The organism is Streptomyces sp. NPDC005775 (genome assembly GCF_042871565.1).
Classification (GTDB): Bacteria; Actinomycetota; Actinomycetes; order Streptomycetales; family Streptomycetaceae; genus Streptomyces.
Window position 1 is genome coordinate 69,063 of the sequence record NZ_JBIAIU010000015.1, and the last position, 17,472, is coordinate 86,534.

Below are 17,472 nucleotides of genomic sequence, written 5' to 3' on the forward strand. Positions count from 1 at the left end.
ATCGCGGGGGAGTCCGGACCGGGCACCGGACCGCATGAAGGGGGACGCGCTGATGACCCAGCCGCCCAGCCAGCAACCGCCGCAGGGAGGCTTCGGCGCTCCGCAGGAGCAGCCGCAGGGAGTTCCTCAGCCGCCCCAGGGCCCGCCGCAGACTCCGCCACCCGCGCAGCCACCCCAGGCCCCGGCCGCCCAGCCGGGTTACGGCTATCCCCAGCAGCCGGGCCCGTACGGTCAGCCGCAGCAGCCCGGCCCGTACACCCAGCAGCCGGGCCCCTACGGCCAGCCGCAGCAGCCCGGCCCGTACGGCCAGCCGCAGCAGCCCGGCCCGTACGGCCAGCCGCAGCAGCCCGGTTACGGCTACCCGCAGCAGCAGTACCCCGGCGCGCCGGCCCCCGCCGGTCCCACGGGGCCCGGGGGCGGCGGCCCGTTCAAGGGCAAGCCCGCCGTGATCATCGGTGCCGCGGTCGCCGCGCTCCTGGTCATCGGCGGCGTCTATCTGGCGACGAGCGGGGGTGACGACGAGAAGAAGCCCGTCGCGAAGAAGAGCGAAGAGGTCCTGAAGCCGTCCACCTCCCCGTCCGTCGACGAGGGCGACGGCAACGGCACCGGCCGTGAGGGCGATGACGACCTGAACGGCGGGCGCAAGCCCGGCGAGGCGAAGGTCCTCTGGCTGCAGAAGAACGACGTCGACCTGCCGCGCAACGGCGCGGACGTGTACGGCCCGTGGATCGTCGGCGACACCATCGTCAGGGGCATGTACCGCACGGTCTCCGGCTACTCGGTGGCCGACGGCAAGCAGAAGTGGACCCTGAAGCTGCCCGCGGACATCTGCTCCGCGCCGTCGCAGACCACCGCGGACGGCAAGATCGTCATCGCGGTGAAGAACGGCACGACCGACAAGGCCGACTGCTCCGCCCTCCAGCTGATCGACCTCACCACGGGGAAGGCGGGGTGGAAGAAGGAGGTCAAGAAGAGCGGGCTCTTCGACCTGATGTCGGACCTCTCCCTGGCCATCAGCGGCGACACCGTGACGGTCGGCCGCTCCGGCAGCTCCAACGCCTACCAGGTCAGCGACGGCAAGGAACTGTTCGGCAAGCGGGACGGGAACTGCCAGCCGTTCGCCTTCGCGGGCGGCGCCAAGCTGATCGCCGCCACCAACTGCCGGACCGATGACCCCTACAACCCGCAGCACGAGGTCGAGGAGATCGACCCGAAGAGCGGCAAGCCGAAGTGGACCTACAAGCCGGCCCGCGGCTGGGAGGTCGACAACATCTACTCGGTGAGCCCGCTCATCGTGTCGCTGAGCAAGGGCACCAGCAGCAAGGACAAGAAGTGGAGCATCCTCGCGCTCCGGGAGAACGGGACGCTCCGCTCCCAGATCACCAGCGACAAGGGTGACAAGTTCCCGATGTCCTGCGGCAACGCCTTCGCCATCTTCGGCAAGCCCGTCGACGGCTGTGACGGTGTCACCGCCGACGCCAACACGCTCTACATGCGGACGGAGGACGACACCGCCGGATCCGCCCGCACCAACCAGGTCGTCGCCTTCGACCTGAACACCGGCAGGACGAAGTGGAAGGCGAAGGCCCCGGCCGAGCAGACCATGAGGCCGCTGCGGATGGAGGGCGCCAACGTGATCCTCTACGTGGACGCCGCCTACGGAAAGGGCGGCGGCATCGCCACCCTGGCGCCCACCGGCGGCACCCCGAAGATGCTGCTCCAGCACCCGGCCTCCACGTCGGAGATCGAGAGCTCGTTCTGGAGCGAGAGGGTCCGGTACGCGGGCGGCCGCTCGTTCATCGCCAGCGGGCGGGTCAGCGCGACCAACGACGAGGAAGAGCTGGAGACGAAGACCATGATGGCCTTCGGCGAGTAACGGCTCCCCACGGCACCCGCAGAGCACCACCGGTCGCGGACGGCGGCAGACCCGTCCGCGACCGGCTCCGGCCCACCGACCGACCCCCCTTCCCCCCGAGGTACGCAACGCCATGACGCAGCCGCCCCAGCCGCCGCCCAACGACCCGCCCCAGGGCGGTTTCGGCGCGCCCCAGGACCCGCCGCCCGGTGGTTTCGGTGCTCCCCAGGATCCGCCGCCCGGTGGTTTCGGTGCCCCGACGCCGCCGCCCGCCGACCCGTACGGCAAGCAGCCGGCCACCCCGCCGCCCCCGGCGCCGGGCGGTTACGGCACCCCGCCGCCGGCGGGCCCGCCCCCGCAGCAGCCCGGCTACGGCTACCCGCAGAACCAGCCGCAGCAGCCCGGTTACGGCTACCCGCAGGGCCCGCCCCCTCAGCAGGGGTACGGATTCCCGCCCGGCCAGCCGCCCCAGCAGGGTTACGGCTACCCGACCACGCCCATGCAGCAGCCGTACCAGCCGCAGCAGCCCGGCGGCAACGGACCGAAGAAGTTCTCCACCCAGGCCCAGATCATCGTCGCCGCGGTGGTCGCCGTGGCACTGATCATCGGCGGCGGCGTCTGGTTCGCGTCGAGCGGTGGCGACGGCGACAAGAAGGACGAGGCCTCCACCTCCGGCACCACCGGTGAGGGCGCCACGGGCGAGGGCAAGGGCGGCTCCGGCAGCAGCACCGGCGGCGGCAAGGAGAAGGCCCCGGCCGACCCCAAGTCCACGGTCGGCTTCCAGCTCCCGCAGCCCAAGGTCACCGACGTCACCACGGTCAACGGCTCCTGGCTGACCGACAAGGCGTACGTGAAGACGGGCGTCAACGAGATCGTCGCCTACGACCCGGCCAAGGGCACCAAGCTCTGGTCGATCCCGCTGACCGGCCAGCTCTGCGCCGCCTCCCGGCACATGAGCAAGGACTTCAAGACGGCCATCGTCTTCGAGGAGGCCAAGCGCTCCGCGACCACCAAGTACTCCAGCTGCAACCAGGTCGGCGCGCTCGACCTCGGCACCGGCAAACTCATGTGGAACAAGCCGGTGACCGCGTCCACCGGTGGTGACCGCCCCGTCCGGTTCGACGAGGTCACCGTCAGCGGCAGCACCGTCGCCGCCGGCGGCCTCGAGGGCGGCGCGGCCTTCGATCTGAACACCGGCGCCGAGCGCTGGAAGCCGAAGGTCAGCACGGACGGCTGCTACGACAAGGGGTACGGCGGCGGCGAGGCCCTCGCCGTGGTCCGCAAGTGCGGGACGTACGACGACCCGCAGCTCATCATCCAGGCCCTGAACCCGACCTCGGGCGCGCCGATCTCCTCGTACAAGATGCCGCCCGGCGTCGAGTACGCGAGCATCGTCTCCACCAAGCCACTGGTCGTCGCCGCAGACGTCGGCGACACCGCAGGTGACGGCAGCGGCATCTCGGACTTCTTCTCGATCGACGCGGCCAGCGGCAAGCTGATCACCCGGATCGCGGCGGACGGCGAGAAGTACGCGGCGAGCTGCCGCTCCACGGAGGTCGAGAGCTGCCAGCACCTCGCCGTCGGCAACAACCGCGTCTACGTGCCCACCGAGGAGCACGAGGGCGCCTCCGACGACTACGGCAGGACCAACGAGATCGTCTCGTTCGACCTGACCACCGGCAAGCCGACCAGCGACCGGGCCGACGCGGGCGAGCGCTACACGATGTTCCCGCTGCGCATGGACGGCGGCAACCTCATCGCGTACAAGGAGCCCCCCTACGACAAGGGCGGCCAGGTCGTCTCGGTCGACGGCACGACGTTCAAGCAGACCGTGCTGATGGACAACCCGGGCGACGAGGCCGCCCGGGACGCGGAGACCAGCTTCTCCGCGGACTACGCCGAGTACGTCTACGGCGGCGGCAAGCTGTACATCTCGGAGACGATGGTCAGCAAGCCGCGTGAGAGTTCGCTGACCGACAAGGAGTACCTCGTCGTCTCGTTCAGCACGAACTGACCGCAGGACACATGCGTGAGGGGGTGGAGCCGGCCGGCTCCACCCCCTCACGCATGTGTCCGCCCGTATCCGCGCGGTGTTGTTCCGGCCACCGCCGTGCGGTGCCGGCAGCGCCGGTGGTGATCAGGCGCGCACCCACCGAACGACCGTCAGCGGCCTTGTCCTCACGGACGGGTCGAGCGTGGTCAGCATGCTGATGACAACAGGCGCAATTCGGCCACGATGGGTCATCAACTCATCCTCAAAGCAGCCGAAGTCGGCGATCTCTGTCCTTCTGGCCACTAAGCCGCCCGCCGCCTCGAACAAGCGTGTAACTTGCCGGGTCTGGATAGGGCCGGGGGGCCTGCCGGTGCGATGGGGGTTGCTCGATGGGCGTACGGCTCATGGTGGTCGATGACCACCGACTGCTCGCCGAGGCGCTCGCCTCGGCACTCAAGCTGCGCGGGCACCGGGTGCTCGCCGCCGCCGCGCCCACCGCCGGGGCGGCGGAACTGGTCGTGAGCAGGGCGCCGGAGATCTGCCTGTTCGGCACGGCGGCACCCGCCGAGCCGGGCGCCTTCGACCCGATCGTCAGGATCAGGCGCGAACGCCCGCAGATCGCCGTGGTGGTCCTCGGGCCCGTACCCAGTCCACGCGGCATCGCGGCCGCCTTCGCGGCCGGTGCGGCGGGGTACGTACGGCACGACGAACGGATCGAGGGCGTCGAGCGGGCGATGGTCAAGGCCCGCGCAGGTGAGACGGCGATCGCCCCGCAACTGCTCCAGGGCGCCTTCGCCGAGCTGCTCAACCCGGCCGCGCAGCCGGACGACGAGGGCCGGAGACTGCTGCGGATGCTCACCCCGCGCGAGGTCGAGGTCCTGATCCGGGTCGCCGAGGGCGAGGACACCCGGCTGATCGCGGCCGGGATGAGGATCGCGCCCAGCACCGCCCGTACCCACGTCCAGCGCGTGCTGATGAAGCTGGGCGTCGGCTCCCGGCTGGAGGCGGCGGCGCTGGCCGCCCGCACCGGACTGCTGGACCGGGCGGCCCTGGGTACGCCGCGGGGGCCGGACATCGTCGGCTGACGGTGTCCGGCCCCCGCGGGCGGCGACGGCGGGGTCAGCCGCCGGACGCGTCCGTGGTGTCCGGCGCGGCGGCCGGCGGCTGGGCCGGGCGCAGCTTCAGCCACACCAGGAAGAACAGCCCCAGGGCCAGCATGGCGAGCCCGGTCCACAGGTTGATGTGGACGCCCTCGGCCTTCTTCAGGTCAGCGTCGGACGGGTTGATCCCGGCGATGGTGACGATGACGCCGTAGACGACGAAGAGGCCGCCGATGATCCGCCGGATGTCGAAGAGGCGGGCCGCTGTCGCGGACTTCTTCTCCAGTTCGGAGACTTCCTTGCGCATGTCGGACATGGTGAATCGCTCCGATCAGAAGGAGTAGGGGACGTAGCACAGGGCGGCGAGCACGATCGCGCTCCAGCCCAGCAGGGCCGGCCGGCGGTACCAGGCGCTGTCGCCCTCCTCGGGCACCTCGTCGGCCTCCGGTGACTCGGTCCCGTACACCAGGCCCGCCAGTTCGGCCTCGGGCTTGGGAGCCGTGAACAGGGTGACCACGACCATGACGACCGCACCGGCGACGAATCCGACGATGGCGGAGACGAAGTTGGCGCCCTGGTCGCTGGGGATGTCGATGATGCCCTGCTTGTAGATGACGAAGTAGTTGACCATCGCGGCGGTGGTGCCCGCCAGCAGCCCCCAGACCCCGGACTTCATCGAGGCGCGCTTCCAGAACATGCCGATGATGAAGACGACGAAGAGCGGGACGTTGAAGAAGGAGAACAGCGTCTGGAGGTAGCTCATGATGTTGGAGAAGCTGGCGGCGATGAACGCCGTGCCGATGGAGGCCAGCACCCCGATCACCGTGATCCCGCGGCCGAAGCGCAGGTAGTACGCGTCCGACTGGTCCTTCTTCACGTACCGCGCCCAGATGTCCGTGGTGAACACGGTGTTGAACGAGGAGACGTTGGCAGCCATGCCCGCCATGAACGCGGCCAGCAGACCGGTCACCGCGATGCCGAGCACACCGTTGGGCAGCAGCTCCCGCATCAGCAGCGGGATCGCGTCGTTGTACGTCGTGTCCGAGCCGGCGGTGCCGATGTTCGGCACGACCACGGCGGCGACCAGGCCCGGGATCATCACGAGGAACACGATGAAGATCTTCGGGAACGCGGCGATCAGCGGGGTGCGCTGGGCGGCCGAGAGGTTCTTCGCGGACAGGGCGCGCTGCACCTCGGCGAAGTTGGTGGTCCAGTAACCGAACGAGAGCACGAAGCCGAGGCCGAGGATGATCGTCAGCCAGTTGGCGCCCAGCGGGTTGGCGTCACCGATGCCGGTGCCGCCCCAGGCCGTCATGAAGTTCGCGCCGTGACTCGATTCCAGCGAGTCGCTCAGCCCGTCCCAGCCGCCGACCCGCTTGAGACCCAGCACGGTCAGCGGGATCAGCGCGGCGAGGATGACGAAGAACTGCAGCACCTCGTTGTAGATCGCGGACGAGAGCCCGCCGATCGTGATGTAGATCAGGACGAAGAGGCCCGCGACCACGATCGCGACCCACTGCGGCCAGCCGAGGAGCGCCTCCACGACGATCGACAGGGCGTACAGGTTGACGCCCGCGATCAGGACCGCCGAGAAGGCGAAGAGTATGGAGCTCAGCAGGTGGGCCGACTTGTCGAAGCGGTGCAGCAGGAACTCCGGTACGGAGCGCACCTTCGAGCGGTAGTAGAACGGCATCATCACCAGGCCCAGGAAGACCATGGCCGGGATGGCGCCGATCCAGTACCAGTGGACGACCGCGACGCCGTACTGCGCGCCGGTCGCCGCCATGCCGAGGATCTCCGTGGCGCCGAGGTTCGCCGCCACGAAGGCCAGACCGGTCACCCACGCGGGCAGTGACCGTCCGGACAGGAAGAAGTCGAGGCTCGTCTTCACGCTCGCCCGAGCGGCGAAGCCGATGCCGAGGACGACGACGAAGTAGATCGCCAGGATCGTGTAGTCGAGCCCGTTCGTGGGGAGCCGGAGTCCTGCAGCCAGATATTGCATGTGGGGGTATCTCGCTTCGTTGCGCGAACTGAACCCGAAGGAACCTACGCTCTTGTGTTCAGAAACTGAACAGTTCCGATGAGGTTCTTTGTTGGATTGTGATCGTATTGCCGAAAACTTTGCCTTCAACCCCGCCGGATACCGGTCACGCCACCAGCGCTGGACTCATTGACGAGTCTGTTGATTTGTGGTTCATTGTGTTTGGTTCTGTTTGGGAGGAGTCTGGTGAAGAAGACGGTTACGACGCTCGCCGACGGCCGGGAGCTGATCTACTACGACAGCCGTGACGACGTCGTCCGCGACGCGGTGGACCGCCGCCCGCTCGACCCCGTCTCGACCTCGTCCGAGGTCCGCCGCGACCCGCTCCTCGGCGACAGCGTCGCCATCGCCTCGCACCGCCAGGGCCGCATCTACCACCCGCCGGCCGACGAGTGCCCGCTCTGCCCCTCGCGGGAGGGCCGGCAGAGCGAGATCCCGGAGCCGGACTACGACGTCGCCGTCTTCGAGAACCGCTTCCCCTCCCTCGCCGGTGACTCCGGGCGCTGCGAGGTCGTCTGCTTCACCTCCGACCACCAGGCGTCCTTCGCCGACCTCACCGAGGAGCAGGCGGCCCTCGTCCTGGAGGCGTGGACCGACCGCACCGCCGAGTTCGCCGAGCTCCCGCAGGTCACCCAGGTGTTCTGCTTCGAGAACCGGGGCGCCGAGATCGGCGTCACCCTCGGCCACCCGCACGGCCAGATCTACGGCTACCCGTTCGTCACCCCGCGCACCGAGCTGATGCTCCGCTCCGCAGCGGCCCACCGCGCCGCGACCGGCGGCAACCTCTTCGACGACATCGTGGCCCGCGAGGAGGCCGACGGCTCGCGGATCGTCCTGGCCGGCGAGCACTGGGTGGCCTTCGTGCCGTACGCCGCCCACTGGCCGTACGAGGTCCACCTCCACCCGCGCCGCCGCGTCCCGGACCTCCGGGAGCTCGACGAGGCCGCCCGCACGGAGTTCCCACAGGTCTATCTGGAACTCTTGAGGCGATTCGACCGGATCTTCGGCCCCGGCGAGCCCCCGACCCCGTACATCTCCGCCTGGCACCAGGCCCCGTTCGGCGTCGAGGGGCGGGAGGACTTCGGGCTCCATCTGGAGCTTTTCACCATTCGACGTACCTCCGGCAAGCTGAAGTTCCTCGCGGGTTCCGAATCCGGCATGAGCGTGTTCATCAACGACGTGCCGCCGGAGACCGCGGCCCAGCGACTGCGAGAGGTAGCGAGCGAGTGAGCAAGTCCCCGAAGAAGTACCTGGTGACCGGCGGCGCGGGATACGTGGGCAGCGTGGTCGCCCAGCACCTGCTGGAGGCGGGGCACACCGTCACCGTCCTCGACGACCTCTCCACCGGCTTCCGCGAGGGCGTCCCGGCCGGCGCCGAGTTCATCGAGGGCCGCGTCCAGGACGCCGCGAAGTGGCTCGACCCCTCCTACGACGGGGTGCTGCACTTCGCCGCGTACTCCCAGGTCGGCGAGTCCGTCGCCGACCCGGAGAAGTACTGGGTCAACAACGTCGGCGGTTCCACCGCCCTGCTCGCCGCGATGCGCGACGCCGGGGTGCGCACCCTCGTCTTCTCCTCCACCGCCGCCACCTACGGCGAACCGGTCTCCAGCCCCATCACCGAGGCCGACCCCACCGCCCCGACCAGCCCCTACGGCGCCACCAAGCTCGCCGTCGACCACATGATCACCGGTGAGGCGGCCGCCCACGGCCTGGCCGCCGTCTCGCTGCGCTACTTCAACGTGGCGGGGGCGTACGGCAGCTGCGGCGAGCGCCACAGCCCCGAGTCCCACCTCATCCCGCTGGTCCTCCAGGTCGCGCTCGGGCAGCGCGCGTCGATCTCCGTCTACGGCGACGACTACCCCACCCCCGACGGCACCTGCGTCCGCGACTACATCCACGTCGCCGACCTCGCCGAGGCCCACCTACTGGCGCTGGACGCCGCCACCGCGGGCGAGCACCTGATCTGCAACCTCGGCAACGGCAACGGCTTCTCGGTCCGCGAGGTCATCGAGACGGTCCGCCAGGTCACCGGCCACCCGGTCCCCGAGACCGCGGCCCCGCGCCGCGCCGGCGACCCGGCCGTCCTCGTCGCCTCCGCCGCCACCGCCCAGGAGCGCCTCGGCTGGCAGCCGTCCCGCGCCGACCTGGCCGGAATCGTCACCGACGCCTGGACGTTCGCCCGCCGAGAGGAGCCCACCGCACCATGACCGACAACGCTGAGCCGATCACCTCCCGCACCGAGCTCACCGCCTCCTTCACCGCGCTCTACGGGACCGCCGCCGAGGGAGTCTGGGCCGCCCCCGGCCGGGTCAACCTGATCGGCGAGTACACCGACTTCAACGACGGCTTCGTCATGCCGCTCGCCCTGCCGCACACCGCACGCGCCGCCGTCGCCCGCCGCACCGACGGCGAGCTGCGACTCCACTCCACCGACGTGCCGGGCGGCGTCGTCCAGCTCCGCGTCGACGAGCTGACCCCGCATTCCGGCCACGGCTGGGCCGCCTACCCCGCCGGTGTCGTCTGGGCGCTGCGCGAGGCCGGCCACGCGATCACCGGCGCCGACATCCAGCTGTCCTCCACCGTCCCCACCGGCGCCGGGCTCTCCTCGTCCGCCGCCCTCGAAGTGGTGACCGCACTGGCCCTGAACGACCTCTTCGGGCTCGGCCTCACCGCGGCGGAACTCGCGGTCCTCGCCCAGCGCGCCGAGAACGCGTTCGTCGGCGTCCCCTGCGGTGTCATGGACCAGATGGCATCGGCCTGCTGCACCGACGGCCACGCCCTGCACCTGGACACCCGCGACCTCACCCAGCGCCAAGTCCCCTTCGACCTCGCCGCCCACGGCCTCCAGCTCCTCGTCGTCGACACCCGCGTCAAGCACGCGCTCGGCGACGGCGCGTACGCACTGCGCCGCGCCGGCTGCGAGGAGGGGGCCCGGGTCCTCGGCATACGTACGCTCCGCGAGCTTCCGTACGAGGGACTGGGCGCGGCGCTCGACACGCTGGCCGGGGCCGGGGCGGACGAGTCCGTCGTGCGCTACGTACGTCACGTGGTCAGCGACAACCAGCGCGTCGAGCAGGTCATCGCACTGCTCGACGCCGGCGAGGTACGCGCGGCCGGCCCGGTCCTCACCGCCGGCCATGTCTCGCTCCGGGACGATCTGCGGGTCTCCTGCGTGGAGTTGGACCTGGTCGTCGACACGGCGAACGCGTCCGGCGCGCTCGGCGCGCGGATGACCGGCGGCGGCTTCGGCGGCTCGGCGATCGTGCTCGTCGAGGAGTCGCGGGCGGACACGGTCACCAAGTCCGTGCGGGAGGCGTTCACCGCGGCGGGCTACGCCGCACCCGGCGTCTTCCCCGCGGTGCCGTCCGCGGGGGCCCGTCGGCTCGTCTGAACCGGCGGGAGCCGTTCAGCCGAGCTCCTTGGTGAGCGTGAACTCCGTGATGCCCGGCGGGTAGTCCTCCACCCGCCCCCGCACCTCGTAACCCCGCTTCCGGTAGAAGTCCGGAGCCTGGAAGTCCCAGGTCTCCACCCGGGAGCGGGCGCAGGAGCGGTCGGTGCGGGCCACGCGTTCCGCCTCGGCGAGCAGCCGCGAGCCGAGGCCGCGACCGCGGTGGGCGGCATCGACCCAGAGCAGGTCCACATGGAGCCAGGTCGCCCAGGTGCGACCGGTCAGCCCCGCGGCGAGCCGTCCTTCGTCGTCCAGTGCCCATACCTCCAGCGGCACTTGGTGCGCGGCGGGCGTGTCCCGCAGGGCGCGGATCCGCGGTGAGCGTGCGGTGTTGTCGTCACGCAGCCACTTGTTCAACAGCTGACGTCGTTCTTTGTCCACTTCTGTCTCAAGACGGAACATGTACCACACCCTAGGACCCGACTGACCGTCAGTTCTGTGAAATCCGCTTCCCCCCGAGGCCGCCGCCCGTACCCTGATGCACAGCACCGGTGGGGGCCGGTGCTGATTCAGGGGTACGAGACAGCCGGGTGCGACGCCCGGAGGGGGTGGCAATCGGTACCACGGCGGCGGCCGTGGACCGCGGTCCCACTCCCCGCTCAGGCGTCGCACCCGTGCCGGTCCGTCCCCGCCGGGGGCCGCACGCTTCGCGCGCCCCAGAACACACAGCATGGGGGTGCCTGTGACCCGTATCCGGGTTCTCGTCGTCGACGACCACCGCATTTTCGCCGAGTCGCTCGCCGCGGCCCTCGCCGCCGAGCCGGACGTCGACGTGGCCGCGGCGGGCAGCGGGCCGGCCGCCCTGCGCTGCCTGGAACGCGCGGCGACCGAGGGCCGCGGATACGACGTGATACTCGTCGACGCCGAGCTGGGCGTCCTGCGCCCGCCCGCCCGCCCGGCCGCGGTCCCCGCCCAGGTGCCCGCCCCGAACGGCGGGGTGAACGGCCCGGTCGACGGCCTCTCCCTGGTCGCCGGCATCCGCGCGCTGCGCTCCTCCGTGCGTACGGTGGTGCTCGCCGAGAAGGACGACCCGCGCCGGGCCGCGCTCGCGCTCCAGGCGGGTGCCTGCGGCTGGGTCGCCAAGGACAGCTCGCTGCAACGGCTGCTCGCGGTGATCCGGGGTGTGCTGCGCGACGAGACGCATCTGCCGCCCGCGCTGCTCACCGGCGTACTGCGGGAGCTGATGGCGGACCGCAAGCACCGCACCGAGAGCGAACAGCTCGTCGAGTCCCTGACCCCGCGCGAGCGCGAGGTGCTGCGCTGCATGGTGGCGGGGCTCGGCCGCAAGGCGGTGGCGGAGCGGCTCTACCTCTCCCCGCACACGGTCCGCACCCATATGCAGAACGTCCTGGGCAAGCTGGGTGTGCACTCGACGCTGGCGGCCGTCGCACTGGCCCGGCGCGCGGGCGTGGGCCCCGCCGACCTGGACGCAGAGGTCCCGGGGCTAGGGGATGTTGTCGAACGGGGCAGTCAACTGGCGTAGCAAACCCGCCAGTTCGCCCCGCTGGCGACCGGACAGTTCGCTCAGGATGGCGCGCTCCTGGGCGAGCAGTCCGGCCAGCGACTGGTCGGCCTTGTCGCGGCCCTCGGCGGTGAGCCGGACCAGCACGCCCCGTCGGTCGCTGGGGTCGGGGAGCCGCTCGACGAGGTTCTTCTTGGTCAGTCGGTCGATGCGGTTGGTCATCGTGCCCGACGTGACCAGGGTCTGGGTGAGGAGCTGGCCGGGCGAGAGCTGGTACGGGGCGCCGGCGCGGCGCAGCGACGTGAGGACGTCGAACTCCCACGGCTCCAGATGGTGCTCGGCGAAGGCGATTCTGCGGGCCCGGTCGAGATGGCGGGCCAGGCGGGAGACGCGGCTGAGGACCTCGAGTGGTTCCACGTCGAGGTCGGGGCGCTCTCGGCGCCATGCAGCGACCAGTCGGTCGACCTCGTCCTCCATGTGGATCAGTGTAGAGGGTCTGTCGACATGAAGTCTCTTGAATTCAAGTGTCTTGACATCAAGATAGTTGCGGTTGATCCTGGACGGCATGACCGCACCCACCTGGGACCCGCAGCAGTACCTGCGCCACGCGGACCATCGCACCCGCCCCTTCCACGACCTGCTCGCCCGGGTCCCCGACCCGCCGGGCGCCCCCGACCCCCGTATCGCCGACCTCGGCTGCGGCGCCGGCAACGTCACCGCCCTGCTCGCCGCACGCTGGCCCCGGGCCCGTATCACCGGCTACGACAACTCCCCGCAGATGCTGGAACGGGCCCGCGCCCACACCACCGCACTGCTGGACTTCGCCGAGGCCGACGCCGCGACCTGGACCCCTGCGGAACCGTACGACCTGATCGTCTCCAACGCCCTGCTCCAGTGGGTTCCCGGCCACGCCGACCGCCTCCCCGGCTGGATGGACGCCCTCACCCCCGGCGGCAGCCTCGCCCTCCAGGTCCCGGGCAACTTCGGCCAGCCCTCCCACACCCTGATGCGTGAACTCGCCGAGTCCCCGCGCTGGCGCACCCGCCTCGCCGGCCGCCTGCGCCACACCGACGCCGTCCTCAGCCCCGCCGGCTACCTGGACCGCCTCACGGGAACCGGCCGCACCGCCGACGTCTGGGAGACCACCTACCTCCACCTCCTGCACGGCGAGGACCCCGTCCTCGACTGGGTGAAGGGCACCGGACTGCGCCCCGTCCTCACCGCCCTCGCCGACGACGAGGACGCCAGGGACGCCTTCCTCGCCGACTACCGCGACCTGCTGCGCACCGCGTACCCCGCGGGCCCCCACGGCACCGTCTTCCCGTTCCGCCGCATCTTCGCCGTCGCCCACCGGGAGAAGTGATGATCGCCGCCCTCGACCACGTCCAGCTGGCCGCCCCCGCAGGCTCGGAGGAGGCCCTGCGCACGTACTACGCGCACGTTCTCGGGATGACGGAGATCCCCAAGCCACCGGCCCTGGCCGCCCGCGGCGGCTGCTGGTTCCAGGCCGGCCCCGTCCAGCTCCACCTGGGCATCGAGGCGGACTTCCGCCCGGCCCGCAAGGCCCATCCGGGCCTGCGGGTGCGTGACATCGACGCGTACGCGGCCCGGCTGACGGAGCGCGGCGCCGAGGTGCGCTGGGACGGCGACCTGCCCGGCCACCGCCGCTTCTTCAGCCACGACCCGGTGGGCAACCGGCTGGAGTTCCTGGAACCGGACGGGGCCCCGCCACCGGAAGTCCGGTGACGGGGCCCCGTCGGACGCGTCGCGGCCGCGCGCCGGTGGATCAGTTCAGGACGCTGTACGTGTTCCAGCCGCCGCCGAGCCTGACCGGGCGGGTGAACTGGCCGGAGCCGTTCGAGATGTAGAGGTAGAGGCTGCCGTTGCGGTCGACCCCGACGAGGTCGGCCTTGCCGTCCCCGGTGAGGTCGCCGGGCGCGGCCAGCTTCGTGTAGGTGTTCCAGCCCTTGCCGACGGGGAAGGGGGACTGGAAGGGCCGGTACTTGTCGCCGGTGCCCCGGTACATCCTGAGCAGCCCCGCCGAGTCGCGGGTCAGCACGTCGGTGCGGCCGTCGCCGGTGAAGTCACCGGCGCCGATGATCACGTTGTATCCGTTCCAGCCGCCGCCGACCCTGATCCGGGCGGCGAGGCCGTTGCCCGTGCCGTTGCCGGGGTGGAGGTACAGGGTGCCGCCGGTGTCACGCGTCAGCAGGTCGGCCTTGCCGTCGCCGGTGAGGTCGCCGGGGCCGACCGTGAGGTTGTAGCCGCCCCAGCCGCTGCTGATCCGGGGGGCGCTGTCCGGCGCGTAGCTGTAGTTGTAGAGCCCGCCGTCGTACACCTCCATCAGGTCGACCAGGGTGTTCTCGTTGAGCGAGGACGAGTAGAAGGGCTTGGCGCCCTTCCAGCCGCCGACATCGCTCGACTGGGCACGCGCGCTCAGCTTGCCGTTGTTCAGCGACCAGTACGACCAGAGCGTGCCCTTGGAGTCGAGCCCGAGGAGGTCGTTCTTGCCGTAGTCGGGGGCGCCGCCCGCGCCCGCGAGGAGCGACGCCACGTTCAGACCGGTGCCGCCCGCGACGCGGACCGACAGTTCGCCGCTGTCGCCGACGGAGGAGTAGACGAAGACGTCACCGTTCACCGCCCGGGCGATCAGGTCCCCGCGGCCGTCGCCGTCGAGGTCGTCGGCGCCGATGACCTGGTTGTAGATGTGCCAGCCGTGCCCGACCCGGGCACTGTCGGTGAACGGGGCCTTCGCGGTACCGGTACCCGCGTAGAAGTGCAGGTCGCCGGAGACGGTCCGGGCGTAGAGGTCGGCGATGCCGTCCCCGGTGACGTCGTTCGCCCCGATGAGCTGGTCGTAGGTGCCCCAGCCCTTGCCGATCAGGACCCGGGACCCGAACGGCGCGGTGGACGTGTCGCCGGTGGCCGGGTACAGGTACAGCTCGCCCGCGGGCGTGCGGGCCAGCAGGTCGGCACGCCCGTCGCCGGTGAGGTCACCGGGCGAGAGGACCTTGTTGTAGATCTGCCAGCCCTTGCCGGTCCACTCGACGTTGCCGGTGCCCGCCCCCGACATCCCCGAGTAGAACGAGAGCGAGCCGTAGGGCGACAGCGTCAGCAGGTCCGCGAACCCGTCACCCGTCTGGTCGCCGACCGGAATGATGTCCTTGTGCGCGGTCGCGACCTTGCCGGGGATCTCGAACGCGAAAGTCCCCTCGACGCTGCTCGGCGTGATGTCGAGCTCGCCGTCGTACGTCCGGTAGACCAGGTCGGAGTAGCCGTCGTCGTCGAAGTCCGCACGGGGCTTCGCGGCGGAGGCCGCGGCCGCCTGCCGACGGTCGGTGTGCTCCGGCAGGTTCAGGGACGGCCCCGGGCCCGCCGAGTCCGCGGGCCGCTCGGTCACGGTGCGCTGTGGTGCGGTGTCATCGGCCGAGGCCGGGGCGGCCAGCAGGATGCCGGCCGAGAGGACGAGGGCGGTGCAGGCCGCGACGCGGCGCGCGCGCTTCGAGCGCGCGGGCATGGCACGGCGGCCGGGTTCCACAGAAGACAAAGCCCCCCCAGGGGTTCATGGTGAAGCGCCCGCGGACGCCCGCCACCGGATGCCGGTGACGGGCGTCCGTCGGAACGCGATGGTGCGGTCGTGCGAGGGATCAGTACAGGTTGGCGTACGTACCCCAACCGCCGCCGACCCTGGCCCGGGCGCCGAACTTGCCGGTGCCGGTCGAGGTGTAGCGGTAGAGGTCGCCCTTGCCGTCGACACCCACGAGGTCGGCCTTGCCGTCCCCGGTGATGTCGCCGGGCGCGGCCAGCTTCTTGTACGTGTTCCAGCCCCCGCCGATGTTCACGCGTGACTTGAACGGCTTCGACGCGACGCCCGTACCCGGGTAGAGGTAGAGCGTGCCGCCCTTGGTGCGGGCCAGCAGGTCGGTGCGGCCGTCGCCGTTGTAGTCACCGGCGCCGACCAGCTTGTTGTACGCGTCCCAGCCGCCGCCGACGTTGATCCGCGAGGCGAACCCGACACCCGTGCCGGTGCCCCGGTAGAGGTAGAGCGTGCCGCCCTTGGTGCGGGCCAGCAGGTCGCCCTTGCCGTCGCCGCTGAGGTCACCGGGGCCGACGAGGCTGTTGTAGACGCCCCAGCCCTTGCCGATGGTGTAGTCGCCGTTGTACAGCGTCCCGGCGAACAGCTCCAGGATCTCGGACCGGCCGCTGTAGGTGAGGGCCGACGGGAAGGTGATGTTGGCACCGCCCCAGTTCTTGCCGACCTGCTGCCGGGCGGCGAACAGACCGTTGTTCTTCGGGTAGTACCAGTACAGGTTGCCCCTGGTGTCGAGCCCGAGCATCTCGTTCTTGCCGAAGTCGGGGTTGCCGCCCGCCCCGACGAACTGCGACGCCACGTTCCAGCCGGTGCCACCACCCGTACGGGTGAGGAAGCTGCCCACGCCCGTCGACTCGTAGTAGTACATCGCGCCGGCCGTCGTCCGGGCGATGATGTCGCCGAGGCCGTCACCGTTGGCGTCGTCGACGCCGATGATCTGGTTGTAGCCGTTCCAGCCCTTGCCGACCATCACGCGCCCCGCGAACGGCTGGGCGGCCTTGCCGGTGCCGGCGTAGAAGTACAGCTCCCCGGCGGGCGTACGGGTGAAGAGGTCGGCGATGCCGTCGCCGGTCACGTCGTTGGCGCCGACCAGCTGGTCGTAGGCACCCCAGCCGCTGCCGACCTTGACCCGGGACCTGAACGGGTTGCTGTCGACCGCGCCGTTGGTGGCGTACAGGTACAGCTCGCCCGACGGCGTACGGGCCAGCAGGTCGCCGCGGCCGTCACCGGTCAGATCCCCGGCGCCGACGAGCTTGTTGTACATCTGCCAGCCCTGGCCGGACCAGGTGGCGTAACCGCTGTAGGTGCTCTGGCTCTGGTAGAGCGAGAGCGTGCCGGTGGCGGTCAGCGTCAGGAACTCGGGGCTGCCGTTGCCGTCCAGGTCGCCGGGCGCGACGAGGTCCTTGAACTGCAGGCCGTCCGAGCCGTAGATCGAGTACTCGTAGGAGTCCGCGCCGGTCGACGGCTCGAGGTACACCTTGCCGTTGATCGCGCGGTACATCGTGTCGCTGTACCCGTCGCCGTCCATGTCCAGGCGCGGCTTCGCGGGCACGACCGCGGCAGCGGCACCCTCGACGCCCGCCGCACGCGACTTCTGCGCCGGGTGCTTCGGGAGCGTCAGGGACGGCAGCCGGTCGAGAGTCGGCGCGGACTGCTCGACGGCGGTGCGGTGCGGTGCGGTGTCATCGGCCGAGGCCGGGGCGGCCAGCAGCATGCCGGCCGAGAGAACGAGTGCGGTGCAGGCCGCGATCCGGCCGGCGCGCTTCGAGCGCGCGGGCATGACACGACGGCCGGGTTCCACAGAAGACAAAGCCCCCCCAGGGGTAAGTGGTGGAACCGGGAGAAACGCCTTCACGAGTGCGATACATGTGCACTGAAGCATTCCCGGGATAATCACAGACTCTACAACTGTGACCAGCGGGACTGAAGTGCTTTAGCAGTGAACGACGTCTCGGATCGGACACACCCGGGAGGGGCAATC

At 70.7% G+C, this 17,472-nt stretch carries 15 protein-coding genes; 9 read left to right on the plus strand and 6 right to left on the minus strand.

Features of this window, described 5'->3' with window-relative positions; all coding sequences use genetic code 11:
* Positions 1–52 precede the first annotated feature (52 nt).
* From ACFYPA_RS29775 to ACFYPA_RS29785, 3 genes are all read left to right on the plus strand, one after another.
* Complete coding sequence (locus ACFYPA_RS29775; protein WP_389135398.1) at positions 53–1,876, plus strand: PQQ-binding-like beta-propeller repeat protein; 1,824 nt, start codon at positions 53–55, stop codon at positions 1,874–1,876.
* A 112-nt stretch (positions 1,877–1,988) separates the two neighbouring features.
* Positions 1,989–3,869, plus strand: coding sequence for a PQQ-binding-like beta-propeller repeat protein (locus ACFYPA_RS29780; protein WP_359315144.1), 1,881 nt, complete (start codon positions 1,989–1,991; stop codon positions 3,867–3,869).
* Positions 3,870–4,237: 368 nt separating this feature from the next.
* On the plus strand, positions 4,238–4,933 hold the full coding sequence (locus ACFYPA_RS29785; protein ID WP_359354499.1) for a LuxR C-terminal-related transcriptional regulator: 696 nt from the start codon (positions 4,238–4,240) through the stop codon (positions 4,931–4,933).
* A gap of 34 nt (positions 4,934–4,967) precedes the next feature.
* Here ACFYPA_RS29785 and ACFYPA_RS29790 read toward each other — a convergent pair whose 3' ends face one another.
* Together ACFYPA_RS29790 and ACFYPA_RS29795 are read right to left on the minus strand one after the other, a co-directional pair.
* Entirely contained in the window at positions 4,968–5,264 is a 297-nt protein-coding gene (locus tag ACFYPA_RS29790; protein WP_359082767.1) for a hypothetical protein, read from the minus strand.
* Positions 5,265–5,279: 15 nt separating this feature from the next.
* Positions 5,280–6,950, minus strand: a complete 1,671-nt coding sequence (locus ACFYPA_RS29795) for a sodium:solute symporter family protein (protein WP_359082768.1) — start codon at positions 6,948–6,950, stop codon at positions 5,280–5,282.
* Positions 6,951–7,175: 225 nt separating this feature from the next.
* On the opposite strand from ACFYPA_RS29795, the gene galT reads away from it, so the two are divergent.
* Genes galT through galK form a run of 3 tightly spaced genes read left to right on the plus strand, consistent with a single transcriptional unit; the run spans position 7,176 to position 10,380 of the window.
* Positions 7,176–8,219 (plus strand): galactose-1-phosphate uridylyltransferase, encoded by a 1,044-nt coding sequence (galT, locus tag ACFYPA_RS29800; protein ID WP_359082770.1) that lies wholly within the window; start codon positions 7,176–7,178, stop codon positions 8,217–8,219.
* Positions 8,216–9,196, plus strand: coding sequence for a UDP-glucose 4-epimerase GalE (galE, locus tag ACFYPA_RS29805; RefSeq protein ID WP_359082771.1), 981 nt, complete (start codon positions 8,216–8,218; stop codon positions 9,194–9,196). Before galT ends, galE begins: the two co-directional genes overlap by 4 nt.
* Positions 9,193–10,380 carry a galactokinase gene (gene galK / locus ACFYPA_RS29810; RefSeq protein WP_359315136.1) on the plus strand — a complete coding sequence of 396 codons (1,188 nt, stop codon included), beginning with the start codon at positions 9,193–9,195 and terminating at the stop codon, positions 10,378–10,380. Before galE ends, galK begins: the two co-directional genes overlap by 4 nt.
* Positions 10,381–10,395: 15 nt before the next feature.
* On the opposite strand, the gene ACFYPA_RS29815 is transcribed toward galK, so the two are convergent.
* Positions 10,396–10,839 carry a GNAT family N-acetyltransferase gene (locus ACFYPA_RS29815; RefSeq protein WP_359082774.1) on the minus strand — a complete coding sequence of 148 codons (444 nt, stop codon included), beginning with the start codon at positions 10,837–10,839 and terminating at the stop codon, positions 10,396–10,398.
* Positions 10,840–11,119: 280 nt separating this feature from the next.
* Here ACFYPA_RS29815 and ACFYPA_RS29820 point away from each other — a divergent pair, with 280 nt between their 5' ends.
* Complete coding sequence (locus ACFYPA_RS29820) at positions 11,120–11,920, plus strand: response regulator transcription factor (RefSeq protein ID WP_359083002.1); 801 nt, start codon at positions 11,120–11,122, stop codon at positions 11,918–11,920.
* Here ACFYPA_RS29820 and ACFYPA_RS29825 read toward each other — a convergent pair.
* Positions 11,882–12,376, minus strand: coding sequence for a MarR family transcriptional regulator (locus ACFYPA_RS29825; protein WP_359082775.1), 495 nt, complete (start codon positions 12,374–12,376; stop codon positions 11,882–11,884). The genes ACFYPA_RS29820 and ACFYPA_RS29825 overlap by 39 nt on opposite strands.
* Before the next feature lie 88 nt (positions 12,377–12,464).
* On the opposite strand from ACFYPA_RS29825, the gene ACFYPA_RS29830 reads away from it, so the two are divergent.
* A complete protein-coding gene (locus ACFYPA_RS29830; protein WP_389135407.1) occupies positions 12,465–13,262 on the plus strand; it encodes a trans-aconitate 2-methyltransferase in 798 nt (265 codons plus the stop codon).
* Positions 13,262–13,645 carry a VOC family protein gene (locus ACFYPA_RS29835; RefSeq protein ID WP_359082777.1) on the plus strand — a complete coding sequence of 128 codons (384 nt, stop codon included), beginning with the start codon at positions 13,262–13,264 and terminating at the stop codon, positions 13,643–13,645. The genes ACFYPA_RS29830 and ACFYPA_RS29835 overlap by 1 nt, the downstream gene beginning before the upstream one ends.
* A gap of 40 nt (positions 13,646–13,685) precedes the next feature.
* Here ACFYPA_RS29835 and ACFYPA_RS29840 read toward each other — a convergent pair whose 3' ends face one another.
* The gene (locus tag ACFYPA_RS29840; RefSeq protein ID WP_389135411.1) at positions 13,686–15,416 is read right to left on the minus strand and encodes an FG-GAP repeat domain-containing protein; all 1,731 of its coding nucleotides are present in this window, start codon (positions 15,414–15,416) and stop codon (positions 13,686–13,688) included.
* 130 nt (positions 15,417–15,546) lie between these two features.
* Positions 15,547–17,271, minus strand: a complete 1,725-nt coding sequence (locus ACFYPA_RS29845) for a VCBS repeat-containing protein (protein ID WP_359082779.1) — start codon at positions 17,269–17,271, stop codon at positions 15,547–15,549.
* Positions 17,272–17,472 lie beyond the last annotated feature (201 nt).